This window comes from Pseudomonas sp. Marseille-Q7302 (genome assembly GCF_965111925.1).
In genome coordinates this window covers 3,055,871-3,078,383 of sequence record NZ_CBCOPK010000001.1, presented here as the reverse complement: position 1 = coordinate 3,078,383, position 22,513 = coordinate 3,055,871, and the positions used below count along the sequence as shown (strand labels likewise).

At 67.8% G+C, this 22,513-nt stretch carries 18 protein-coding genes and 1 pseudogene; 6 read left to right on the top strand and 13 right to left on the bottom strand.

Annotation, left to right across the window (positions count from 1 at the left end; translation table 11 throughout):
- Nucleotides 1-15 precede the first annotated feature (15 nt).
- The 8 genes and pseudogenes from ACWPW1_RS14345 to ACWPW1_RS14310 all read right to left on the bottom strand — a co-directional run.
- Entirely contained in the window at nt 16-1,038 is a 1,023-nt protein-coding gene (locus ACWPW1_RS14345) for a GGDEF domain-containing response regulator (RefSeq protein WP_454253267.1), read from the bottom strand.
- Between the two features lie 96 nt (nt 1,039-1,134).
- Nucleotides 1,135-2,172 carry a chemotaxis-specific protein-glutamate methyltransferase CheB gene (gene cheB, locus ACWPW1_RS14340; RefSeq protein ID WP_454253266.1) on the bottom strand — a complete coding sequence of 346 codons (1,038 nt, stop codon included), beginning with the start codon at nt 2,170-2,172 and terminating at the stop codon, nt 1,135-1,137.
- On the bottom strand, nt 2,169-4,355 hold the full coding sequence (locus ACWPW1_RS14335) for a hybrid sensor histidine kinase/response regulator (protein ID WP_454253265.1): 2,187 nt from the start codon (nt 4,353-4,355) through the stop codon (nt 2,169-2,171). The genes cheB and ACWPW1_RS14335 overlap by 4 nt, the downstream gene beginning before the upstream one ends.
- The gene (locus ACWPW1_RS14330) at nt 4,352-4,879 is read right to left on the bottom strand and encodes a chemotaxis protein CheW (RefSeq protein WP_454253264.1); all 528 of its coding nucleotides are present in this window, start codon (nt 4,877-4,879) and stop codon (nt 4,352-4,354) included. The genes ACWPW1_RS14335 and ACWPW1_RS14330 overlap by 4 nt, the downstream gene beginning before the upstream one ends.
- Nucleotides 4,876-6,126 carry a CheR family methyltransferase gene (locus tag ACWPW1_RS14325; RefSeq protein WP_271655287.1) on the bottom strand — a complete coding sequence of 417 codons (1,251 nt, stop codon included), beginning with the start codon at nt 6,124-6,126 and terminating at the stop codon, nt 4,876-4,878. Before ACWPW1_RS14325 ends, ACWPW1_RS14330 begins: the two co-directional genes overlap by 4 nt.
- The gene (locus ACWPW1_RS14320; protein WP_454253925.1) at nt 6,123-6,578 is read right to left on the bottom strand and encodes a chemotaxis protein CheW; all 456 of its coding nucleotides are present in this window, start codon (nt 6,576-6,578) and stop codon (nt 6,123-6,125) included. Before ACWPW1_RS14320 ends, ACWPW1_RS14325 begins: the two co-directional genes overlap by 4 nt.
- 2 nt (nt 6,579-6,580) lie before the next feature.
- A complete protein-coding gene (locus tag ACWPW1_RS14315) occupies nt 6,581-8,386 on the bottom strand; it encodes a methyl-accepting chemotaxis protein (RefSeq protein ID WP_323150161.1) in 1,806 nt (601 codons plus the stop codon).
- Nucleotides 8,387-8,601: 215 nt separating this feature from the next.
- Nucleotides 8,602-8,778: pseudogene (locus ACWPW1_RS14310) on the bottom strand (general stress protein); the annotation flags it as partial.
- A 650-nt stretch (nt 8,779-9,428) separates the two neighbouring features.
- Here ACWPW1_RS14310 and ACWPW1_RS14305 point away from each other — a divergent pair.
- Genes ACWPW1_RS14305 through cysE form a run of 3 tightly spaced genes read left to right on the top strand, consistent with a single transcriptional unit; the run spans nt 9,429 to nt 11,351 of the window.
- Nucleotides 9,429-9,971, top strand: coding sequence for a helix-turn-helix domain-containing protein (locus ACWPW1_RS14305; protein ID WP_454253263.1), 543 nt, complete (start codon nt 9,429-9,431; stop codon nt 9,969-9,971).
- A 9-nt stretch (nt 9,972-9,980) separates the two neighbouring features.
- Nucleotides 9,981-10,547 (top strand): GNAT family N-acetyltransferase, encoded by a 567-nt coding sequence (locus tag ACWPW1_RS14300; RefSeq protein ID WP_454253262.1) that lies wholly within the window; start codon nt 9,981-9,983, stop codon nt 10,545-10,547.
- Between the two features lie 15 nt (nt 10,548-10,562).
- The gene (cysE, locus tag ACWPW1_RS14295) at nt 10,563-11,351 is read left to right on the top strand and encodes a serine O-acetyltransferase (RefSeq protein WP_454253261.1); all 789 of its coding nucleotides are present in this window, start codon (nt 10,563-10,565) and stop codon (nt 11,349-11,351) included.
- Here the strand turns inward: cysE and ACWPW1_RS14290 are convergent.
- The 4 genes from ACWPW1_RS14290 to ACWPW1_RS14275 are packed head-to-tail and all read right to left on the bottom strand — an operon-like array spanning nt 11,333 to nt 16,721.
- Nucleotides 11,333-12,073 (bottom strand): NUDIX domain-containing protein, encoded by a 741-nt coding sequence (locus tag ACWPW1_RS14290; RefSeq protein ID WP_454253260.1) that lies wholly within the window; start codon nt 12,071-12,073, stop codon nt 11,333-11,335. The genes cysE and ACWPW1_RS14290 overlap by 19 nt on opposite strands.
- A gap of 5 nt (nt 12,074-12,078) precedes the next feature.
- Nucleotides 12,079-14,610 (bottom strand): mechanosensitive ion channel domain-containing protein, encoded by a 2,532-nt coding sequence (locus ACWPW1_RS14285; RefSeq protein WP_454253259.1) that lies wholly within the window; start codon nt 14,608-14,610, stop codon nt 12,079-12,081.
- Nucleotides 14,611-14,658: 48 nt separating this feature from the next.
- The gene (locus ACWPW1_RS14280; RefSeq protein WP_454253258.1) at nt 14,659-15,702 is read right to left on the bottom strand and encodes an AraC family transcriptional regulator; all 1,044 of its coding nucleotides are present in this window, start codon (nt 15,700-15,702) and stop codon (nt 14,659-14,661) included.
- Nucleotides 15,699-16,721, bottom strand: a complete 1,023-nt coding sequence (locus ACWPW1_RS14275) for a carbon-nitrogen hydrolase family protein (protein ID WP_323150095.1) — start codon at nt 16,719-16,721, stop codon at nt 15,699-15,701. The genes ACWPW1_RS14280 and ACWPW1_RS14275 overlap by 4 nt, the downstream gene beginning before the upstream one ends.
- A 229-nt stretch (nt 16,722-16,950) precedes the next feature.
- On the opposite strand from ACWPW1_RS14275, the gene ACWPW1_RS14270 reads away from it, so the two are divergent.
- The 3 genes from ACWPW1_RS14270 to ACWPW1_RS14260 all read left to right on the top strand — a co-directional run bounded on the left by ACWPW1_RS14270 (nt 16,951) and on the right by ACWPW1_RS14260 (nt 21,539).
- Nucleotides 16,951-18,972: an oxidoreductase gene (locus tag ACWPW1_RS14270; RefSeq protein ID WP_454253924.1), complete on the top strand. Its 2,022-nt coding sequence runs from the start codon at nt 16,951-16,953 to the stop codon at nt 18,970-18,972.
- A 312-nt stretch (nt 18,973-19,284) separates the two neighbouring features.
- Entirely contained in the window at nt 19,285-20,598 is a 1,314-nt protein-coding gene (locus tag ACWPW1_RS14265) for a chromosome partitioning protein ParA (RefSeq protein ID WP_174523139.1), read from the top strand.
- Nucleotides 20,599-20,615: 17 nt separating this feature from the next.
- Nucleotides 20,616-21,539, top strand: a complete 924-nt coding sequence (locus tag ACWPW1_RS14260) for a 1-aminocyclopropane-1-carboxylate deaminase/D-cysteine desulfhydrase (protein WP_454253257.1) — start codon at nt 20,616-20,618, stop codon at nt 21,537-21,539.
- Here ACWPW1_RS14260 and ACWPW1_RS14255 read toward each other — a convergent pair.
- Nucleotides 21,512-22,492: a DUF1853 family protein gene (locus tag ACWPW1_RS14255; protein WP_454253256.1), complete on the bottom strand. Its 981-nt coding sequence runs from the start codon at nt 22,490-22,492 to the stop codon at nt 21,512-21,514. The genes ACWPW1_RS14260 and ACWPW1_RS14255 overlap by 28 nt on opposite strands.
- Nucleotides 22,493-22,513: the final 21 nt, after the last annotated feature.

Sequence of the window (22,513 nt, the reverse complement as noted above, 5' to 3'; positions counted from 1 at the left end):
CTGCCGAAGGGCTGACTAGGCGTCGGTACCGGGGCTTGGCAGCAGATGCACCCGGTTACGGCCTTCGGCCTTGGCCTGATACAGTGCCTGATCGGTCTGTTCGATGAAGGCTTCGTGGTCATCGCCGCTTTGCGGCTGGATGCTGCCAACGCCGATGGAAATGGTGACGAAGCCCAGGTCACTGCCGGAGTGGGCGACCTGCAGTCGCTCCACGCCCGCGCGGCAGGCTTCGGCGACCTTGCGCGCGCCTTCGGCGTCGGTCTCCGGCAGCACCATGGCGAACTCCTCGCCACCGTAGCGGGCTACCAGATCCGCCGGGCGCTTGAGTTGCTCGGTCAGCACCGCGGCCACCTTCTTCAGGCAGAGGTCGCCGCTGAGATGGCCATAGGTGTCGTTGTAGCGCTTGAAGTGGTCGACGTCGCACAGCAGCAGGGCCAGCGGCTGGCGATTGCGCCGGGCACGCAGCCATTCGCCTTCGTAGGTCTGGTCGAAGTGACGACGGTTGTTGATGCCGGTGAGGCTGTCGATGGCCACCAGCTTCTGCAGCTGGATGTTGGCCTCGGCGAGCTGGCGTTGGCTTTCGCGCAGGAAGCGGAACGCTTCGTCGCGCTGGGCCCGCAGTACATGGGCCTCGGAGTGGTAGCGCACCCGCGCCAGCAGTTCCAGCTTGTCGGGCAGCTTGACCAGGTAGTCGTTGGCGCCCGTGGCGAAGCTCTGCGCCTTGACCTGGGGGTCTTCCTTGGACGAGAGCACCACGATGGGGACATCGCGCAGCGCCGGCTCGGCACGGAAGCGCTTGACCGTTTCCAGGCCGTCGATCTCCGGCATGATCAGGTCCTGCAAGACCACCGTAGGCTTGAGTTGCAGGGCCATGTTGACCGCCTGGTTGGCATCCAGGCAGTAATGCAGTTCGATGTCGGGCTGATCCGCGACCATCCGGCGCAGGGCTTCGATGATGATCAGCTGATCATCCACCAGCAGCAGGCGCACCTTGGGGGCGGTCAGGCTGTCCAGGGCGTTACCCTCGTCTGTGGCCATTACTGCGAGTCCTTCTGCGAGCGGGGTCGGGCGTCCCGAGTCTCATCTTGGCCAGTCCCTGCCGCTGCATCGTCCAACGCTCCTGTTGGCGACCTGTCATGTCGAGCTCCGTGAGCCCGCGCCGAAGCGCCTTTGCAGCCAGGCACCGATCTGGGTGGGGCTGAGGACGCGCTCCGCGGCGCCCATTCTAACCGCAGCCGCGGGCATGCCGTATACGGCGCAACTGGCTTCATCCTGGGCCAGCGTCGGAGAGCCGCTCTGGCGCAGGGCATAGAGGCCGCTGGCACCGTCGCGTCCCATGCCGGTCAGCAGGATACCCAGCGCCTTGCCCGACCTTAGCGGGTGGCTGGCGAGGTGGGTGAAGAACACATCCACCGAGGGACGATAGGGATAGTCGAGCGGTTCGGCGGTGTAGGCGAAGCGTCCCTGTTCGTCCAGCAGCAGGTGGTCATCGCCCAGGGCCACGCAGACCTGGCCAGGCTGCGGCAGGGCGCCGGGCATGGCCGCCGTGACCGGCCAGGCGAGTTGCGTACCGAGCCAGCCAATGAAGCTGGGGGCGAAGCGCCGGTCGATGTGCTGCACCAGCACCACACTCGCCTGGGGCGTTGGCGTCCAGGCGTCGAACAGACTCACCAGGGCCGCCGGGCCGCCGGTGGAGGCACCGATGGCGACCAGGGTGTCCGTGGGTGAGGAAACCGTGCCGGCGGGCGCCGGCGCGGTGAAGGGCGCGGGGCGGGCGGTGCGCTCTGGCAGGCGCACCAGCGGCTCGATCCGGGCGATCTTGCGCAGCAGGGCGCCGCCATCTGCGCCGCCGCTCAGTGCCGGGGTGGCGGTCACGTCCAGGGCGCCCGCGCCCATGGCGCGAAACACCCCTTCGCAATCGTCGGGGGTGGCGGTCACCATGAGGATGGCGCAAGGCGATCGGGCCATGATCCGGCGCGTCGCCTCGATGCCATCCAGACGCGGCATCTGCAGATCCATGAGGATGAGGTCGGGGCGGTCTTCGGCGCAGCGTGCCACGGCTTCCTCGCCGTCGTGGGCGATCCAGGCGACCGTATGGCGCCCGTCGCTCGCCAGCAGGCGGCGCAGGGCTTCGGTGGCCAGCAGCAGATCGTTGACGATGGCGATTCTCATGGCGCTCCGATGAGGTCCTGCACGGCGGTGATGAGGGCGTCGTCGTGGAAACTGCCCTTGGTCAGATAGTAGTCGGCACCAGCCTGCATGCCCTTGAGCCGATCTTCCGGACGGTCCTTGTAGGACACGATCATGACCGGCAGGGCATGCAGCCGCGGATCGCGGCGTACCAGCTCCACCAGTTCGATGCCGTTCATGCGCGGCATGTCGATGTCCGACAGCAGCATGTCGAATTCGCCGGCGCGCACCGCGTTCCAGCCGTCCATGCCATCGACCGCGACCTCTACCTCGTAACCCTGGCCTTCCAGCAGCTTGCGCTCCATCTCGCGCACGGTAAGGGAATCGTCCACCACCAGGATTCGCTTGACTCGGTGACTGGCGGCGACGGTGCTACCCTGCACCTGGCGCAGGCGGCCCTCGCCGAGCAGACGCTCGATACCCGTCAGCAGGTCGGCGACGTCCAGCAGGAGCACCGGGCTGCCATCGTCGAGCAGGGCGCCCGCGGTGACCGAGCGCAGCTTGCCGAAGATCTCGTCGAGCGGCTTGAGCGCCAGGCCCTGCTCGCCACGCAGGCGATCCACCACCAGGCCATAACGCCGCTCGCCGCCGCCGATCACCAGCACCGCCAGATCACCGCTGGGCGGAGCGCCCTCCAGTTCCAGCAGCTGGTGGGCGGCGACCAGGCCCAGGCGATCGTCGCCCAGCAGGAAGAAGGCCTTGCCCTCCAGCGAATGGACCTCGGCCGCTTCCAGGCGCAGCACCCGTTCGATGCGATTGACCGGCAGGGCATAGGCCTCGCCGGCAATGTCGAGGATGAGGGCGCGGACGATGGAGCGGCTGACCGGCACCAGCAGATGGGTGCTGAAGCCTTCACCGGGACGGGTTTCCAGGCGCACCTCGCCATCCAGGGCGCGGATGGCGTCGGCTACCACGTCGAGCCCCACGCCGCGCCCGGACAGCTCGGTAACCGTTTCCTTGAGGCTGAAGCCTGGCAGCAGCAGGAATTCCAGCAGTTCGGCCGGGCTCAACTCGGCGGCGACCTGGGGGGGACTCAGCCGCCGGGCGATGACCGCGGCGCGAATGCGCTCCAGGTCCAGGCCGCGGCCGTCGTCGTGCAGGCTGACCTGCAGGCGGCCGGCGACATGGCGGGCTTCGAGACGGATCTGACCGCAGTCGGGCTTGCCCAGCGCGCGGCGTTCGGCAGGTAGCTCCAGACCATGGTCCACGGCATTGCGCAACAGATGGTTGAGCGGACTCTCCAGGCGCGTGAGCACCTCGCGGTCGATCAGGGTATCGGCGCCGTCCACCTGCAGCACCGCTTCCTTGTCCAGGCCGCGGGCCAGATCCCGTACCAAGCGGGGAAAACCCTGGACCGCGTCGCGCAGCGGGCGCATCCGTACCCCGAGCACCTCGTCCAGCAGGCCCTGGCAGACTCCCAGCAGGCGTCGTTCATAGGCTTCCAGGGCCTGCAGCTGCTGCTGATAGCGATCGAGCAGGCTCTCCTGGCGCTGGCGCAGTTCGCTGCTGGCCGCCGATGCCTGACCGAACAGGCCCTGCAGCTCCCCACGATAACCCTGGAAACCCTGGACCAGGCCGTGCAGTCCGAGGCCCATCACCCGGGCCTCGCTGGTCAGGGCGAGAATCTGGTTGAAGCGGCCGCTATCGACCCGCAGAAGGTCACGGGTGCGTTCGGCGTCGACTGCCGGTTCTTCCGGCGCGGCCGGGGCCGGCGGCGGATCGCGCGGGGCCACCGGGGCGGGCGAGGACGGGGCGCTGTCACCGGCGCTGAGGGCTTGCGCCAGTGCGCGCTGGGCATCACGCTGTTCGACCTGCCAGCGCTGGCTGGCGGCTTCGTCCAGGCGGCTGACCTCGCCGAGGAAATCGACGCAGCGAAACAGCTGATCCAGATCCCCGGCGCCGAGCTGACGGCGCCCGGTCTGCACCGCCACCAGACAATCCTCCATGGCGTGGGTGAGTTCGACCAGTCCGTCCAGGTCGACGATACGCGCCGCGCCCTTGATGGAATGGGCCGCACGCATCATCGGCTCGATCACCGAGGTATCGGTGGGATCACGCTCCAGCCGCAGCAGGCCGGCATCCAGCGCCTGCAGATGACTCTGCACCTCGCTGGCGAAGAGATCATAGAGCGACATCTCGCGCACATCGCGCGGTGGCTGGCTCATCGCAGCGCCTCTTCCAGAGCCCGCTCCAGCCGCGCCAGATCGATCAGGCCGACCTGATGCGGACCTTCGCGATAGACGCCGCCGAGATAGCTGAGCAGTTCGCCGCCCAAGGTGGCCGGCGGCGGCTGCACGTCGCTCGGCGCATAGCGCTGCAGGCCCAGGACCTCGTCCACCTGCACGGCCCAGTCACGGCGACCGACGCGCAGCAGCAACAGGCGTGGAAAGCCGCCGGTCTGGCCTGCCGGGGCTACCGCCAAGAGGAGATCCAGGGCGATACAGGGATGCAGCTGGCCGCGCACCGGCACGATGCCGCGCAGCAGCGGCGAGCGTCGGTGGGGGATGCGGTGCGCCACGGTGGGTTCGCTGGCCGTGACCAGGCAACTGCCGGGCAGACCCAGCCATTCCGCACCGAGGCGGAAGACCAGGGCGCTGGTCGAGCGGGCCTGACGATCATCCGGTGGCTGGGCATAGCGTTCGGCCCAGTCGAGGCGCTCCGCGGAGGTGAGGTCGCGCGTCAGACTCATGCGTCCTCACCTCCGCGGGTCTGGATGCGGGCGGCGCGTTCGCGCAGGCGACCGGCTTCGTCCAGGCGACCGGCTCTTTCGCAGATCAACGCCAGGCGACAGAGCGCCGGATAGTGGCCGGGCTCCAGATAGAGTGCCTGGCGCAGCGCCCGCTCGGCCTCGGCGGCGCGGTCGTCGGGCAGGATGAGCGCCAGCAGGAAGTGGGCGCCCGCCTGGCCGCGGTCTGCCTCCAGCAGGCGGCGCAGCAGGGCTTCGGCTTCGGCGCCGCGCCCCGCATCGGCGAGGCGCTGGGCTTCCTCCAGTGCCGAGCGTTGGGGGGCGACGGGCGCGGCCGGCTCGGACGCTGGCGCGCTTCTGGACCGCAGGCGCGCAGGCAGCGGATGACTGGGGCCGGTCGAGCGGGTGGTGGCCTTGCGGCGAGGCGCCGGCGCCGTAGCCGGAGACCGCACCAGCTCGGGCGTGGCCGCCTGTCGCTTGATCAACGCCGAGGCGTGGGCGACGCCCAGGCTGGCGAAGCCATGGCGCATGGCGCTCACCATTTCCGAACTGCCGACGCAGAGCAGGCCGTCGTCGTGCATCAGCGCCGCCAGGTGGCTGAGGGCACGGCCCTGGGTCTGGTCATCGAAGTAGATCAGCAGATTGCGGCAGAGCACCACGTCGAAGGCGGCGCCGTCGCGCAGGCTGCCCAGCTGAAGGATATTGCCCTGGCGAAAGCGCACCTGGTTGCGCACCGCCTCGGCCAGGCGGTGGCGATCGCCTTCGGGGGCGAAGTAGCGCTCGCGAAAGGCGAGATCCCGCGCGCGAAAGGAATTGCGCCCATAGAGCCCACGGCGGGCGCGCTCCAGCGAGGGTTCGTTGATATCCACCGCAGTGACCTGGAACGCGGTGGCTGGCAGCCCGGTATCGAACAGGGCCATCGCCAGGGTGTAGGGCTCTTCGCCGGTGGAGCAGGGCAGGCTGAGCAGGCGTACCGGCAAACCGGTCCGGGCATGGCGCTCCTGGGCAAAGCGGGCGGCGTGGGCGATCGCCTGGGGATCGCGAAAGAACCAGGTCTCGGGAATGACCAGCAGGTCCAGCAGATCGGCGAATTCGGCCTCGTCTTCGAGGATACGCGCGACATAGGACTCCGCGTCGCTTTCCTGGCGCTCGCGCAGCCGCTGGCGGATGGCGCGGGCCAGCATGTCGTCGGCGATGGCCAGGCCAGTGCGCGCCCGCACCAGGGGGGCAAGACGGGGATCGAGCGTCACGCGGCCTCCTGGAACAGCAGGGCGGCCAGGGCCGGCGAGAGCAGCCGGTCCAGGTCCAGCCACAGCCAGAGGCCTTCGGGTGTTTCCAGCACGTCGCCCAGCCAGGGATAGTCGGGCAGGCGGATACCGGCCGGACGCGGCGGGGTGGTGCTGATCCGGCGTACGCCAGCGACGCCTTCCACCACCAGGCCGAGCGGCCGATGGCCACCGGCGGGCAGGGGATAGTCCACCAGCAGGATGCGCGTGTCCTGCCGCGCCTGGGCGCCCGAGGCACCGCTCATGGCGGCGACGTCCACCACCGGGATCGCCTCACCGTGCAGGTTCATCAGGCCGGCGACCCCGGGCGGCGCGGCGGGAAACCGGGAGAGCTGGAGAAAGGGCAGCACCTGGCGGATGACTGCCGTGGGCAGGGCCGCGGCGGTATCGGCCAGTTGAAAGACCAGGATCTGCATGCTCAACGGGTGACCGAGAAGGTAGCGACACTGCTCTGCAGGTCCTGCGCCGCCTGCTGGAGATACTGGACGGCCTCACTGGTGGCCTTGAGCGCCTCAGTGGTCTGCTGGGTGCTGTCGTTGAGCTGGGTGATGGTCTCGGCGATCTGGCCAGCGCCTATCGCCTGGGACTGCATGCCTTCCAGGACGATGTCGAAGCGCGCCGGCAATTTCTGTACGTCTTCGATCACCTCGGCCAGCTGATCGCTGACGCTTGCCACTTCCTGCACGCTGCGGCGGATTTCCTCGGAGAACTTGTCCATGCCCATGACGCTGGCGGATACCGCGGAATTCATGTCCTTGAGCATCTGCTCAATATCGTCGGTCGCGGCGGTGGTCTGGTCCGACAGGCGGCGGATCTCGGTCGCCACCACCGAGAAGCCGCGACCCGCCTCACCGGCCTTTTCCGCCTCGATGGCGGCGTTGAGCGACAGCAGATTGGTCTGGTCAGCCACTTTGGTGATGGTGGTCAGCACCTTGTTGATGTGGCTGGACTTCTCCGACAGGGCGGCGAGCTTGGCGTTAATGGAGTCGGTCGCCGCCACCATGCGCTGCATGGTGCCATCCATGCTCGTCAGGCTGGTGCGCGCCTGTACCGCGCCATTGGTGGTCTCGTCCGCCACCTGCACGGCTTCTTCCATGGTGCGGACCAGAGCATTGGCGTTGGCGGCGATTTCCCGTGTGGTGCTCAGCACTTCCACGCTGGTCTGGGCCTGTTCGATGCTGGTGGCTTCCTGCTGGCGCGAGGACGCGGCGATTTCCGTCGTGGAGGAGGTCACCTGGATGCCGGCGCGCTGGACCTTGGCGATCATGCCGCGCAGGTCCTCGATCATCTTGCCCAGGCCGCGGGCCAGTTGGCCGATGGCATCGTCGCCACTGACCGCGGTGCGCCCGGTGAGGTCTCCCGCTGCGGCCTTGTTGACCACCCCGAGCAGGTCGTCGACGTCGGCGCGCAGGCGCTGCATCAATGCCTGCTCGCGGGCATGGTCGTCCTGGATCTGCTGGGCCATCTGATTGAAGGCCAGCCCCACTTGGCCGAGTTCGTCCCGGCCCTGCACCTTCACCCGGGCGCTGCTTTCGCCCGCGGAGATCCGTGCCACCGTGTCGGTCAGAGCACGAATCGAGCGCAGCAGGTGATGGGAGAGCAACCAGGCGATGAGCGCGGCCAACAGTACGCAGAAGGAGCCGCCCGCGACCAGGGTCCAGGTCAGCTGGCTACGTACCTCTTCGGTATGGTCGGCGCGCTGGGCGGACAGGTGGCGCTCGTCATCGGCGATGCTCTGGATCTGCTGGCGCATGGCTGCGACCTGGCTGATCAAGGCGGTGATCAGCGGTTCGTTGGCCAACTGCGCTGGAGAGAGATTGCCGGTGTCACGCAGCCGCAGCAGGGGTTCGAAGGTCTGTTGCCGCCAACTGTCGAGATCCGCGGTCAGCCGCGCGAGGCGCTGCTGTTGCTCGGGATTGTCCTGGGTCAGCTGCTGGGGCACGCGCACCGCTGCCATCAGCAGAGGCAGCGCCTGGCGGGCAACCTCGGCGTCGGCGGCGGCTCCGGAATACCAGTAGTTGCGCACCTTGGCACGGGCTTCGAGGAGGTTGTTGTCCAGCGCCGTGACGGACAGCAGTACCTCGGCAGTATGCCGGTCCCAGCGATTGGCATCGACCAGGCTCTGCAACGAGGCATAGGTCAACCAGAGCAGCAGGACCACCAGGGCAATAATGGCGGCGAAGCCGGCGAAGAGTTTGTTCTGGATGCGAATGTTGTTGAGCATGGGCACCGGTGCTGGCGGACGAGGGCTGGGGGAGTGAGCCCTGCGGGCCACTCGGGCTGTCCGCTAAAAGTAGCACGGCCATACATTTATGTGAGTTGAAGCTCAGTTCTGGACAGGCTGAGTAAAGTGGGGCCGAGGGGTGCCCAGGCTCAACGCCAAGGGCAGCCTGCCAAGGGTAGCGACTACCAGGCGGCTGCCGGCCCGATGGGCGGTTGTCAGGAGGAGACAGCGTCGCTTTCAGCCTCGGTCTTACGGGTACCGTGGCTGTTCTGGCCACCCTTGCGCCCGGCTTCAGAGGCTCGCGCGGGATTGTTGGCGAAGTTTCCACCACTGGCCCGTCCACCTTTGCGTCCGGCATCGGCGGCGCGTTCGCGATTGTTGGCGAAGTTGCCTGGATTGCTGCTCTTGTTAGCCATAAGAACTTCTCCTACTTCAGGTTACTGACGAGTCGAGCGCCGTGCCCCCCAAAGGCCAGGCGGTTCGCTTATTGAGAGTAGGAGTTTAACGAGCGAGTTCGAGCAGGCTGATAGGAGGGCGTTTTATTGGACGACGTTTAATTTGAATACAAGGCTTGAGTTTCTACTGGCCGGACTAGAGCCCCTGCAAAGAAAGTTGTACAGGGGTTGTAAAGGATTTCAGCGGTTTTACTGCCAATGTTTGGGCAATAACCCTGGAGTGCCGACATTTTTTGAAATAGATCGCATAAAGGCGCGCCCAGGCTGGTGTCCGGCGCGGTCAATAACTGAGACGTCTATTCTGCCGTCACGTTCTTTTTGGACATGGAAAATGTCATTCCAAGGTTTCGTGTTTAGCGCGGTGGCTTAGTGGCCTCTCAATAAACGAAATTTTTCAGGCACTCTTTCCAGAGCCTCTGGTTGCCTTATTAACGGACGCCGGGTCGCTAATATAATAGCCAGAGGTTAAAGGGTTTTTCCGATAAAGTTTAATGCGATAGTCATAGGCTGGATAGCAAGTTTCCCAAGAAACGGGTTGCTCGATTTTCTCTTTTGTGAGAAAAAATCCCGAAAATGGGAGATGAACGATGCTCGATGAACGTTTGGCACTCAGACTCAAGGCCTTGCGCCTCGAAGGCGGTTTGTCACTCGAACAGCTGGCAACCCTTAGTGGAGTGAGTCGCGCAACCCTGTCCCGGCTGGAAAATGCCGAGGTCAGCCCGACCACGGCGGTGCTTGGCCAGCTCTGTTCGGCCTACGGCCTGACCCTGACGCGCCTGCTGCACAGCGTGGAGCAGTCTTTTCCGGCACAGGTCCAGCGCCAGGCCCAGCAGGTCTGGACGGATCCCGCGCAGGCCTTTAGCCGCCGCTCCGTGTCACCGCCGGCCCAGGCGCTGGCGGGTGAGGTGATCGAGAGTCAGTTGGGCCCCGGCGTCGATATCCGCTATGAGGCCTCCCCTCGACCAGGCCTCGAACACCATCTGCTGATGCTGGAGGGCGAGTTGCAGCTTTGGATCGAGGAACAGCCCTATCGGCTGAGCAGTGGCGATTGCCTGCGCTATCGCCTGTGGGGCAGCAGCCGTTTTCTCAGCGGCGCTGACGGCGCTCGCTATCTTTTGTTCATGATCTGAGGAGCTGCCATGACCACTGCTTGTCGCATCGAACGGCTGGAGGTCGCCGACCTCAAGGCGCACCTGGACGAATTCCAGCAGCTGCTGGCCGCCTGTGTGCTGGAGGGGGCGAGCATCGGCTTCATCCTGCCACTCACCGACGCCGTGAATCATCGCTTCTGGACGGAAGGAGTCGCGCCGGGCCTGGCCCGCGGCGATCGCCTGCTGTTCGCCGCCCTCCAGGCCGGGCGTGTGGTCGGCAGCGTGCAACTGGTGCTGGATACCCCGGCCAATCAGCCGCACCGCGCCGAGGTGGTCAAGCTACTGGTGCATCCGGCGTACCGCCGGCAGGGCTTGGCCCGTCGGCTGATGCAGGCGGTGGAAGCGGCCGCCCAGGCCCAGGGGCGGGAATTGCTGACCCTGGATACCCGCAGTGATGACCATGCCGAGCCGCTCTATCTGTCCCTCGGCTATCAGGTGGTCGGCAGGATTCCTGGCTACGCCCTGGATGCCCGGCAACCCGAGCGCCGTGACAGCACCACCCTGATGTACAAGACGCTGTCCGCCAGGCCCGCTAAGCTTGGCGCCCCTCGCTGAAAGACACCGCTCGCCATGCGCCTTCGCTCCGCTACCCAACTCTGGCAACTCCTGCGCGCCCAGGCCGAGGCCGGGTGCCATGAGGCGCCTGCCCTGGCCGCTGGGCTGACGCGTGCGCTGCTCGAACCGGAGGACCTGGCTGCGGCCCTGGGCCGGCGCTGCGCCGAGGCCCTGGCCGAAGATCCGCAACAGGCCGACCGGCTCGCCCAGCGCTTCGCCGCCCTGCATGCCGAGCGTCCGGCGCTGGTCGCCTCCGCCTGCGCGGACCTGGAGGCGGTGCTGGCACGGGATCCGGCCTATGCCAGCCTGCTGGAGATATTTCTCTTTTCCAAGGGCTTCCTGGCGCTGCAGGCCCATCGCCTGGGACATGCCCTCTGGGCCCACGACGAGCGTCTGCTGGCGCTGCACCTGCAGGCGCGCTGCAATCGCCTGCTGGCCATCGACATCCACCCGGCCGCACGGCTGGGCTGCGGCATCATGCTCGACCACGGCACCGGCATCGTCATTGGTGAGACCGCGGTGGTGGAGGATGAGGTGTCCATCCTGCAGCAGGTGACCCTGGGCGGTACCGGCAAGGAGCAGGGCGATCGTCATCCCAAGGTGCGTCGCGGCGTGATGATCGGCGCCGGGGTCAAGATCCTTGGCAATCTGGAGATCGGCGAAGGCGCCAAGATCGGTGCCAACAGCGTGGTGCTGCGCCCCGTGGCGCCCCATACCACGGTGGTGGGCATTCCCGCCCGGCCGGTGGGCCGCCCGCGCGACGCCCATCCGGCCGAGAGCATGGATCAGTCCTTCGACGGCTGAGCCAGAAAGACTTCTGCCTTGGGATAGCGCTCGCTGTTCAGGGCGCTGGGCAGCAGGCCCTCGGCCTGGGCCAGGCTGCGCACCAGCTCGCGATTGAAGGCGCTGTTGCCTGAATCGGCCAGGTAGTCGGGCAGCGGTAGCCAGCGGGCGTCCTCGATCTCCTCGGGATCCTGGATGGCGATGTCGACATCCAGGGGGTCGAGGTGGCAGACCACATAGAGATTGGACTTGCCGAAACGGTAGGGATGGGTGGTCACCAGGCCGGCGATGCTGCGAAAGGCGCTGTGGATGCCGGTTTCTTCCCAGACCTCGCGGATCACCGCAGGGCCCAGGTCCTCGCCCAGCTCGACGTGGCCACCCGGTAGCTTGTAGCCCTGGCTGCCGCGTTCGCGGATCGCCAGCAGCTCACCGCGGGCATTGAGCACCAGTCCGCCCACACCCAGGCTGTGGGTCGGCACGAAGGGCGCGAAGGCCGTGGGCGTGCCGCGCCAGACCAGGGTCAGTTCCTGTTCGAGACAGTTGTGAAAGACGAAGCCGGCAGCGGTCGCCACGCCGACCAGTTCGCCCAGGGCCAGGGGCAGGGTCAGCCAGATCAGGTTGCGACCTTCGCGCCGGGCCCCGTCGAGCAGCTCCGCCAGGGCTGGGGCGAAGGCCTCGCGGGTGGTGGGCAGCGAGGCGGCGTCGATGATCAGGCCATTGAAGGCATCTTGGCGAAACTGCACGAGGTCTACTCCGCGGGACGTGGCTGGATGGGCGTGGAGGGTACGATACCGGCTTCGCTGGGCAGCAACAGGCTGGCACGCGGGTTGGCGATCTCGATGCCGCGCTCGCGGAAGCGTTCGAGGATGCGGCGGTTGAGTTCGCGCTGCACACCCCAGCGGCCCTTGTCGATGCATCTCATCTGGCCGGCGATGGTCACCATGGAGCCATCGACGGCATCCACGCCCCAGATTTCCAGATCGGCGAGGATCAGGTCCTTGAAGGCGTCATCGGCGCGCATGCCGGCACCGATATCCTTGAGTTCGGCAATGGCACGCTCGATGTCTTCGGCGTAGCCCACGCTGATGCGCAAGGCGGCGTTGCCCAGGCCGCGGTTGATGTTGTTGACCGCCGACACCGAGCTGAAGGGCACGATGTGCAGGGAGCCGTCCCCGGCGCGCAGGCGCACGGTGCGAATCGACAGGTATTCCACGGTGCCCGAGACCCCGGCGACGGTGACCCAGTCGCCGACCTGCATGGCATTTTCCAGCAGCAGGAAGATGCCGGTGATGAAGTCCTGCACCAGCTTCTGCGAGCCGAAGCCCAGGGCCACGCCGATGATGCTGGCGCTGGCCAGCAGGGGCGTGGTGTTGATGCCCAGTTCGCTCAGGGCGGTCAGGCCGACGATGAGTGCGACCAGGATGAACAGGCCGGTGCGCAACATGGGCAGCAGGGTGCGCAGACGGGCCGCGCGTACCGTGTCGCCACGCTCCGTCCAGCTGCTCAGGCGCCGGTTCACCGTGACATTGGCGCCTTCCCAGACCACCACGGCGATGATGGCGGCAATGAGGATGGTGAGGAAGGCGGACAGCAGGCTGCGCCCGATGCTGCCGTCACCGAACCAGTCCAGCACGCTCCAGCCCCAGGACTGGAACAGCGCCAGGACCGTGACCAGGGTGACGATCACCCCCACCAGCCAGCGGGCCAGCGGATAGTAGCGCTGCAGGTGCAGATCGATGCTGCTGGCGCCTTCGCTCGGTGCCGGCTGGAACAGGCGGCCGAGCAGGCCGAGCAGGAAAACCGCCGCCAGGCGGCCAAGGATGACGATGCCGGCGGAAAGGGCGACGAAATTCATCAGCCGCGGCAGGCCGTCTTCGATGTCGAGCGCCCACATGGTCCAGCCGCCCAGCACGAAGACCGCGGCGAACAGCGCCCACACCTGACCCAGCCAGGCACGCAGCACGGTCAGGGCGCCATTGCCGTCCTGGCGCCCGGCGATGCGCATGGCCACCGGACGGCGGACGTGAAAGATCAGGCCGACCACCAGCAGGTGCGCGAGCAGCGAAACCAGTTTGACGATGGCTTCGCGCCCGGCCTCGCTGGCACCGAGGATGTCCGCCGCCTGCGCCAGCGCCAGGCCGAAGGTGACCAAGGCGACGAAGGCATGCAGCCAGCGTAGCAGCGTGCAGGCCAGTCCCGTCCGTACCTTGAGCAGGCGGATACCGTGGGCGGCGGGATCGATCAACAGGCGGACGACGATCAACGCGAGGCGGGTGGTGAGATAGGCACCGATGAAGCCTCCGACCAGTTCGCGCTGGCTGGCGTCCGTCCCCACCAGGTAGTGGATGAGCAGTGCCGCGACCGTCCAGAACACCAGCAGCGGTAGCAGTTCCAGCAGCAGCAGACCCAGGGCGAAGGGCAGGTGACGCAGGGTGGTCCAGTGTTCCTCGGCGCTGGGCCGGGCGCGCGTGGCAGCGCTGGCGTCTGGGCTGGCGGACTCGGCGACAGGCTCGCTCTGTGGCGGCGCGGCGCTGTCGGCTGGCGCGATGGGCACCTCTTCCAGCTGGTCCACCCCATCGCGCTGGATCTTGACCAGCGCCACGGCAGATTCGGCTGGACGGGTAGCGGCTTCTTCATCGGCGGCGGTGGCAGCGGGGGAAGGCTGCTGAGTGGCCGCCTGCTGGGCCTGGTGCCGAGCGTGGCTGTCGGCCTGATCGGCATGACGCTGCAGGTTCTGTCGCGGGCGTTGGAGTAGCCGGTGCACCAGCCATTCGCCGAGCAGGCCGGCGGCGAAAAGGGTGCCAAGGGTCAGCAGGGCCTGCAACAGGGCGCGGCGGCCCGCTTCGGAGGTAAAGCTGGCACGTGACCAGTCCGGCAAGGTGCGTATCGCCCGCTGCACCTGATTCAGCTCGGTGCCCAGGTGGTCGGCCCAGCGACCGACGCGATTGAGCGTCTGGGCGATGAGACCGTTGGCCTCCAGGGGTACCAGCGCCTTTTCCTCGCTGGCTGCCGGAGCGGGGGCTGAGGCAGCCGCCGTGGCCGGCGCCGCGGCGGCAGGCGTTCCGCTGGCGCTCGCCGGCTGGCTGGCGATGGCCTGGAGCGTCAGGATCAGCTCCTGGCGACGTTGCGGATCCTGCAACAGGGCCGCGACCTGGCGCGCCTGCTGCGGGTCGAGTCCGGCAGGGGCGTTGGCAGGGGTTTCGGCAGCCCGCAGGGGCAGGGCGAGGAACAGCAGCAACAGGGAGAGCAGGAGAGTCGGCATGGGCAGGGCAGCGGTCATGGCCAGGAGTCAGCCAGTTAGGACCTTCTATCGCCGCCTATGCTCCCTTCAACCTGCGATCGTCTGCCGCTGCAGGCGGCGCCAGTCGCCGGGCGTCTGCTCGGTCCAGCGCTTGAACGCGCGCTGGAAGGCAGCCGGCGAGGCAAAACCCAGGAGATAGGCGATCTCGCCGAAACTGGCCTCGGTATCGCGGATATAGGCCAGCGCCAGGTCGCGGCGGGTGAGATTGAGCAGGGTGCGGTACTGGGTGCCTTCCTCGGCGAGCTTGCGCCTGAGGGTCCAGGAGGGCAGGCGCAGCCGCACCGCGATCTGCTCCAGGGTCGGCTCGCCATGGCGCAGCAAGGGCCCCATGACCTCGATCACCCGTTCGCTGAGGCCACGGGTACGCGTCAGGCGGGCACGTTCGGCTTCGCTCAGGGCCAGCAACTGGCGCCAGGTGGCGGGGCAGTGCTCGGGGCCGGTCAGGCTCAGGGCGCGGGCGTCGAGCAAGAGGGCGTTCTCGGCGGCGCCGAATTCCACCGGGCAACCGAAGGCGGCCTCGTAGGGCGCCAGGTCCGCCGGCGCCGGGTATTCGATGAGTACACGGCGGGGCTGCAGGGGACCACCGGCCACGGTGCCCAGCAACGCCAGCCAGGCGCTGAGCACCACGTCGACCACGAAGCTGTTGTAGGCGTTGTAGGGGCTGATGCTATAGAAGTGCAGCCAGGCGTCGCGCCCCTGGGCCGCATAGCGCGACTGGCCACGGTAGTTACGACCATAGAGCGGCTCCAGCGCCAGCAGCGTTTCCGCGGCATGGCGGACATCCGGTGCCTGGGCCACCGTCACCCCCGCGAGCCCGAGGAAGGCCGGACGCATCGCCTGGCCCATGGCCAGACCCAGCGCCGGATCGCCGGTCAGCTCCAGGGCGGAATGACCAAGACGCATGTAGTGGGGGATCGACAGCCGTCCACCGGGTTCGGCCAGCCGCGCCGCCGTCAGGCCAAAGCGATTGAGCAGACCCGTGGCGTCCGCCCCGCGAGTCGCCACCGCGGCGGCCAGCGCCAGCACGAAACCGGTGGAGAGGTCGCCCAGGCGCAGCGCGGGTGCGCTCATAGCCGCAGATTGAGCAGCTTGCTGCCGCTGCGGGCGGGGTCGGTCGCCGATTCTCCGTCCGGCGTGAAGGCCTGGCTGGGGCCGCTGGCCTGCCATTCCCAGAGGCGTCCCCGCAGGTGAACTTCCAGCGCGGCGCGGATACCGGCGGCGCGCAGACGCTGAGGATCGAAGGGCGCGGGTGCCGGGGTGGCCCCCGAGGCAAGGGCGGGAATGGCCAGCAGATCCACCTGGGGGGCGTCCAGCACGCCGGTGCGTCCGGTATCACTACCCTGGATGACGCCCAGGCGGCCCAGCGGCGTATCCAGCCGCAACAGCGGCGGACTCAGGTCATCGCCTACCTCGCTGGCTGTCAGCGGTCGCACCAGCGGCTCGCCCAGTGGTTTGCCATCAGGGCCAAACACCAGGGTGACATTGCGTAGCGGTCCGCTGCCCACCTGCAATTCGCCGTCGACCAGCGCCGGACCAGGCAGGACGATGGAGCCGGCCACCAGGGTGACGCCGTACTCGCGGGCGAGGCCGGCGAAGAGCTGCTGATAGGCACTCGCCATGTCCCAGGCCTTCATGCGCAGCAAACTGTCGGCCAGGCGGCGATCCCCTTCGCTCTGGAACCAGGCCCGGGCGACCCGTAGCGGGTTGCCCAGGACCAGCCATTCGATGGCTTCCTTGCTCTGAGCGGCGGCGTAGACCTCGGGCTTTTCGCCCATCAGCGCTAGGGGCGTGCCCAGGTGCTCGGGCAGCACCACGATGGTCTGGGCGCCGATCAGGCCCAGCCGGCGGGCATTGGCCAGGTAGGCGTCGAGCTTGAGACGCAGCCGCTCGGGATTGCCATAGTCCAGGGCCACCAGCTCGGGTTCGATTCCCAGCAGGTTGCCGGTGGTAGCCGCGGCCGGCGTGGTGGTCAGATCCAACGCCAGGCTGCTGCGCAGATCAGACAGGTAATGGAAGGCTGGCCGCTGGGCCACCCAGCCCGCCAGCACGGCGAACAGGGCGATCAGCACCAGGAACACGAGCTTGCGCATCGGCACTCCAGAGCGGTCCCGGCCCCCTTGGGCGGGCGGAATAAAGGTGCTCAGGGTAGGAGACCGCGCCGTCACTGCCAAGGGGTGGCTGTGCATTTGGGTAAAGAGGTTGTCATTTCTGGTGATTGAGGCCCGGCCCTGCTGCTCCTATCGTGGCGCCAGGCTTTCCTAGAAAGGCCAATGACCGGAGACCGCCATGATTGAGCTTGCCCCTCGTAATACCACCCCTATGAACCGCTATCCGCATCTGCTCGAACCCCTGCCAGTGGGAGCGATCACGTTGCGCAATCGTGTGGTGATGGGCTCCATGCATACCGGGCTGGAAGAGCGGCCGGGTGGTTTCGCACGAATGGCGGCCTTTTTCGCCGAGCGGGCCCGCGGTGGCGTGGGGCTGATCGTCACCGGTGGCATCGCGCCCAATGAGGAAGGCGCCGTGGCCAAGGGCGCGGCCAAGCTGACCACCGCCGAGGAAGCCGAGCACCACCGCCCGGTGACCGAAGCCGTACACGCCGCGGGTGGTCGCATCTGCCTGCAGATCCTGCATGCCGGTCGCTATGCCTATAACCCGCTGCTGGTGGCGCCCTCGGCGTTGCAGGCGCCGATCAATCCCTTCACTCCGCGCGAGTTGCAGGATGCCGAGGTCGAGGCGCAGATCGCCGCCTTCATCCGGTGCGCCCAGCTGGCGCAGCAGGCCGGCTACGATGGCGTCGAGGTGATGGGCTCCGAAGGCTATTTCATCAACCAGTTCATCGCCGCGCGGACCAACTATCGCACGGATCGCTGGGGTGGCGATTTCGCCAGTCGCTGCCGCCTGGCGCTGGCCATCGTCGAGGGCATCCGTGCGGTCACCGGTCCGGACTTCCTCATCATCTTCCGCCTCTCGCTGCTGGATCTGGTGGAGCAGGGCAGCACGCCCGAGGAATGCCTGCAGCTGGCGCGCTGGCTGGAGGCCGCCGGGGTGAGCCTGATCAATACCGGCATCGGCTGGCACGAGGCGCGCATTCCCACCATCGCGACCCTGGTGCCGCGTGGTGCCTTCGCTGCGGTCACCGCCCAGCTCAAGGGCCACGTCAGGGTGCCGCTGATCGCCACCAACCGCATCAATACCCCGGAGGTGGCCGAGGCCATCCTTGCCGCCGGCCAGGCCGACCTGGTGTCCATGGCGCGCCCGCTGCTGGCCGATCCCGAGTTCGTCGCCAAGGCCGCCGCCGGCCGGGCCGACGAGATCAATACCTGCATCGCCTGCAACCAGGCCTGCCTGGACCATACCTTCGCCGGCAAGCTGACCAGCTGCCTGGTCAATCCGCGTGCCTGCCACGAAACCGAATTGCAGATCCTGCCCACGGCTCAGCCCCGCACCTTCGCCGTGGTCGGTGCCGGACCGGCCGGCCTGGCCGCCGCCTGCACCCTGGCCGAGCGGGGCCATGGCGTGGTGCTGTTCGAGGCCAGCGAGTGCATTGGAGGCCAGTTCAATGTCGCCAAGCGCATCCCCGGTAAGGAGGAGTTCGGCGAGACCCTTAGGTATTTCCAGCGCCGCCTGGAGCGGCTCGGCGTCGAGGTCCGTCTCAATCACCGGGTCACCGCCGCCGAGCTGCAGGCCGGTGGCTTCGAGGCCGTGCTGCTGGCCACCGGGGTGACCCCGCGCGTTCCACCCATCCCCGGCGTCGACCATCCCAAGGTGCTGGGCTATCTGGACGTGCTGCTGGAGCGCAAGCCGGTAGGGCGGCGGGTGGCCCTGATCGGTGCCGGCGGCATTGGCTTCGATGTGGCGGATTTCCTCACCCATGGGCACCAGGACGCCGACCCCATCACCGCCTTCTACCAGGAGTGGGGCATAGATCCCAGCTTCAGCAGCCGCGGTGGCCTGGCCCCGGCCGCGCCGCCGGCAGTGCCGCGTGAGGTCTGGCTGTTGCAGCGCAAGCCCGGCAAGCCCGGCAAGGGCCTCGGCAAGACCACCGGCTGGATCCATCGCGCGCGGCTACAGCAGCGCGGCGTCCAGGCGGTGGGTGGCGTGGAATATCTACGTATCGACGATGCCGGCCTGCACCTGCGCCTGCCCGATGGCACCGAGCAGCTGCTTGAGGTGGATAACGTGGTGCTCTGCGCCGGTCAGGAATCCCTGCGTGAGCTGGAAGACGAGCTGGTCGGCGCTGGCATGGCGGTGCACCGGGTTGGTGGCGCGGATGTCGCGGCCGAGCTCGATGCCAAGCGCGCCATCGACCAGGCCACCCGGCTTGCCGCTCAGCTGTAACTCTTCGTTGCAATCAGGGATGATTTCTGTGACGCGCTCCGCATAACATCTTCTCTGGGCCGACCCTCGTCCCAATGTCCGGTCTCTCTTCCATCCCGTCGACCAGGATTGGCTAAGCTGCCGTCCTGATGCGCCGGGTGGGGGCCTGGCGTTTCGGAGACGTCGGGCGGGACGCAGCACGAGCGCGTCGTCGCCTGGAGGTTGGCGGTAGGGGCCTGTCCGGTCGCTTCGACCCTGGCATGCCCATGCCCAAGCGGGCGCCTGGCGCCAGCCTCGGAATTCATGTGGGATCGACAGAGCACGCGGCTACAGATGGCAGAGACGTTGAACGAAGAGGCGGTACTGACCCCGGTGGTGCTGGGGTTCGGCGACCAGGGCGTGAACCGCGCCCTGTTGTTTCCCGATTTCCAGGCGCTCTGGCAGGGCGAGCAGGGGCTGCTCGACTGTGCCGGACGGCGCCATCGCTTCGTCTATCTGCTGCTGGATGACCATCGCCGGGTCAAGGCCGCGGTGTTCTTTCTGCTGGCCTTCGATGCCCAGGGCAGTCCGCTGCCGGAATGGGATCTGCCGCTGGGGGAGCTGGCCGAGCGCGGCGGCGTTGGTCCCGATCTGGGCGCCGGACCAATCCGGCTGGCCAGCCGCAGCCAATGTCCCCTTTCCTGGCACCAGGGCGATCTCTGGGATCCACGCAGCGATGCCGAACACGACGACTGGCAGGCGATCCGTGACTGCCTAGGGCTGGTCGCGCCCCGCGATGGCGAGGTCGAGCTGGCCGGCGAATACCATCCCAGCGCCGCTGACGGCATCGACGTCGAGGCCCGTCTCGAACGGGTCCGCCGCATCCTCGCCCAGGAGCATCAGGAGGCGCTGGACAAGCTGATCGCCGGCCAGCGCACCCGTCTGCTCACCCTGACCCGCCAGCACCAGGAAGACCTGGCGCGCCTGCAACGCGACGCCGACGAGTTGCGCACCGCCAAGGCCGAGCTGGAGGTGCGCTACGCGGCCCTGGCCCAGCACCTGGAGCAGCAGCACGAGCTGGCTCGTCAGCAGCGCGAAGAACTCAACGAACAGATGCACACCCTGGAAAGAAACGCCCTCTACAAGATCGAAGCGCTGCGCATCCAGGCCGAGGCCGAAAGCGAGGCCCGGGTAGCCGCCGCGGTAGGCGAGCTGAAGAACCAGCTGACCATCCGCGAGGTAGAGCTCAAGTACCGCGACGAGCTGGACGGCCAGTTGCAGGACGACATCCGCCAGCTGCGCGAACGCTGCGCTCAACTGGTCGGCGACAGCAACGAGGGTCAGCTGGAGCGCCTGGCGCGCCAGGGCATCCTCTTCGTTACCTTCCAGCCGGGTGCCGGGCACCTCATCCTCAGTCGCCAGGACGTTCCGCGCTTCAGCGCCGATCCGCTGGGTTTCGTCGCCGACCACTGCAAGGTCAGCCGGGAGCAGTACCAGCGCTGGCTGGAGCATCACCAGCAGCCGGTGTGCCAGGCCGAGGTGGACGGCGAGCGCTGCGGTCGGCCAGTGGTCCGCGTGGAGCATCCCGCCCAGTTCGATCCCCTGCGCTCGACCCGTTGCGCCGAGCATCGCGGCGATGACAGCGGTGGCGACGCCGTCGCGCTCTGATCCCTGCGGCTCTTCCGATGACCTATCCTTCACCCGCCGTGCTTCAGGAGGTGCATCTTGCACCCCTGGCCGCGCATGGCCTGCGTCTCGCCGTGTTGCGCCTGGATCAGCGCCCGGCTGGCCAGAATGGCAACAAGGGTTACAAGCTGCGGCCCTGGCGCGAATGCCTGGCGCGGGGCGAGGGCCGTGGCCTGATCAGCCTGGGCGGCGCCCATTCCAACCATTTGCACGCCCTGGCGGCGGCTGGACGGGAGGAGGGCTTCGTGACCGTCGGCCTCTTGCGCGGCGAAGCCTGCCTGACGCCTACCGTCCAGGATCTCCAGGACAGTGGCATGACCCTGCACTGGCTAGGCTATGGCGGCTATCGTCGTCGCCACGACGCCGACTTCTGGCAGCCCTGGCAGACGCGCTATCCGCACCTGCTGCCCATCCCCGAAGGCGGTTGCGATGAGCGAGCCGCCCAGGCCTGCACGGGAATCGTCGCGGACGTGCGCCAGGGCCTCGCCGCCCTGGGCTGGCCCGATTGCCAGCAACTCTGGCTGGCCGCCGGCACCGGCACCACCCTGGCCGGGGTGATCCGCGCCGCCGCTCCCGGTTGGCAGGTGGTAGGTGGCCTGGCGGTGCCACCCGGGCATGGCGTCGAGGCCACTCTCGACACACTGCTGGCTGGGCAGGCCGCTTCGAACTGGCGCCTGGTGGATGCCAGTCGCGGCGGCTTCGGTCGGATCGACGCCGAATTGGCCAGGGCCATGGCGGCGTTCGAGGACCAGACGGGCATTCCTCTGGATCCGCTCTATACCGGCAAGCTCTGGCTCGCCCTGTGGCAGGAGATCGAGCGCGGCGCAGTGGCAGCGGGCAGTCGCCTGGTATTGATTCACAGTGGCGGCCTCCAGGGTCGCCGCGCGCTGGAGGCTCAGCTGGCCAGGCTGGCGGCAGACTGAGTCGGCCAACCTTCGGGCACCAGGAACAGGCGGGCTTCCTCCTCACCCGCGAGGTCGCGGCGCACCAGCAGCTGCGGCCAGATCGGTTCGCCTTCCGGCACCGGCAGGCAGGGGGTGTCGGCCACGGCTGGCGCCAACCAATGTCCCTTGGGCAGCACCTCCCAGTGCCCCTCAGGCATCAGCCTTCGCTCGCACCATAGCTGGGGTTGCGGGGGTGGCAGGGCGCCGGTCGGCCAGGGCAGGGGACTGGCGAGCGGCTGGAACAGATACCCACCCATCCACAGCGCTGCCCGTGGGGGCGCTATGTCCAGGGCTGCCAGGCTGGCCTGGGCCAGGGGCGTAGCCGACAGCGGCAGCTGGCGCTGGCGCAGATGGGCGAGCTTGCGCGCCAGCTGGTCTTCGCCGCCGGGACCCAGCCAGCGCGGCGCGTCCGGTGGGCCTTCACCCAGGTAGAACTTCACCGCCAGTTCCAGGTGATGGATCCCCTCGGCATCCTCCACCAGGAGATCCAGTTCACCCAAGGTGCGCTCGCCTTCGCGCAAGGGCAGGTTGGCCGCGCGCAGCCGTATGCCAGGTGCGCGCGCCAGGGCGAATTGCCAGAGTCTTTCATACTGCCGGCCCAGGCGGCGGTCGCTGCCCTGGGCGAGCCATGCGGCCAGCTCAGCGGGCGCCGCGTCCTGTTGCCGCAGCCAGTCGGCCAGTCGTGCCGGCTCTCGCGCCCAGTCGCTGGCGCGCAGCGGATGACGGGTATCGGTGGTCGTCAGCAGCGGCGGAGCGACCAGGGTCCAGGCGAGCGCGCGCACCTGGGGCTGGCTCAGGCGGCGGGGCAGGGCGTGCAGCTCGGCGAAGGGCGTCATGGTGCCAGCATAGGCCAAGCGAGGCCCCTGCGGATCACCTCGGGCGACCCGTGGTCGGATGGAGGCGGTTTGCCGCTGCCACGGGCTTTCGCCCATACTTTCCGCCCAATCCAGTCA

Coding starts and splice junctions, on each gene's coding strand:
- ACWPW1_RS14260 (WP_454253257.1), top strand. CDS start 20,616: ATGACCTATCCTTCACCCGCCGTGCTTCAGGAGGTGCATCTTGCACCC.
- ACWPW1_RS14275 (WP_323150095.1), bottom strand. CDS start 16,721: ATGCGCAAGCTCGTGTTCCTGGTGCTGATCGCCCTGTTCGCCGTGCTG.
- ACWPW1_RS14320 (WP_454253925.1), bottom strand. CDS start 6,578: ATGCAGATCCTGGTCTTTCAACTGGCCGATACCGCCGCGGCCCTGCCC.
- ACWPW1_RS14345 (WP_454253267.1), bottom strand. CDS start 1,038: ATGGCCACAGACGAGGGTAACGCCCTGGACAGCCTGACCGCCCCCAAG.
- ACWPW1_RS14300 (WP_454253262.1), top strand. CDS start 9,981: ATGACCACTGCTTGTCGCATCGAACGGCTGGAGGTCGCCGACCTCAAG.
- ACWPW1_RS14315 (WP_323150161.1), bottom strand. CDS start 8,386: ATGCTCAACAACATTCGCATCCAGAACAAACTCTTCGCCGGCTTCGCC.
- ACWPW1_RS14270 (WP_454253924.1), top strand. CDS start 16,951: ATGAACCGCTATCCGCATCTGCTCGAACCCCTGCCAGTGGGAGCGATC.
- ACWPW1_RS14285 (WP_454253259.1), bottom strand. CDS start 14,610: ATGACCGCTGCCCTGCCCATGCCGACTCTCCTGCTCTCCCTGTTGCTG.
- ACWPW1_RS14330 (WP_454253264.1), bottom strand. CDS start 4,879: ATGAGTCTGACGCGCGACCTCACCTCCGCGGAGCGCCTCGACTGGGCC.
- ACWPW1_RS14265 (WP_174523139.1), top strand. CDS start 19,285: ATGGCAGAGACGTTGAACGAAGAGGCGGTACTGACCCCGGTGGTGCTG.
- ACWPW1_RS14255 (WP_454253256.1), bottom strand. CDS start 22,492: ATGGGCGAAAGCCCGTGGCAGCGGCAAACCGCCTCCATCCGACCACGG.
- ACWPW1_RS14305 (WP_454253263.1), top strand. CDS start 9,429: ATGCTCGATGAACGTTTGGCACTCAGACTCAAGGCCTTGCGCCTCGAA.
- cheB (WP_454253266.1), bottom strand. CDS start 2,172: ATGAGAATCGCCATCGTCAACGATCTGCTGCTGGCCACCGAAGCCCTG.
- cysE (WP_454253261.1), top strand. CDS start 10,563: ATGCGCCTTCGCTCCGCTACCCAACTCTGGCAACTCCTGCGCGCCCAG.
- ACWPW1_RS14280 (WP_454253258.1), bottom strand. CDS start 15,702: ATGAGCGCACCCGCGCTGCGCCTGGGCGACCTCTCCACCGGTTTCGTG.
- ACWPW1_RS14335 (WP_454253265.1), bottom strand. CDS start 4,355: ATGAGCCAGCCACCGCGCGATGTGCGCGAGATGTCGCTCTATGATCTC.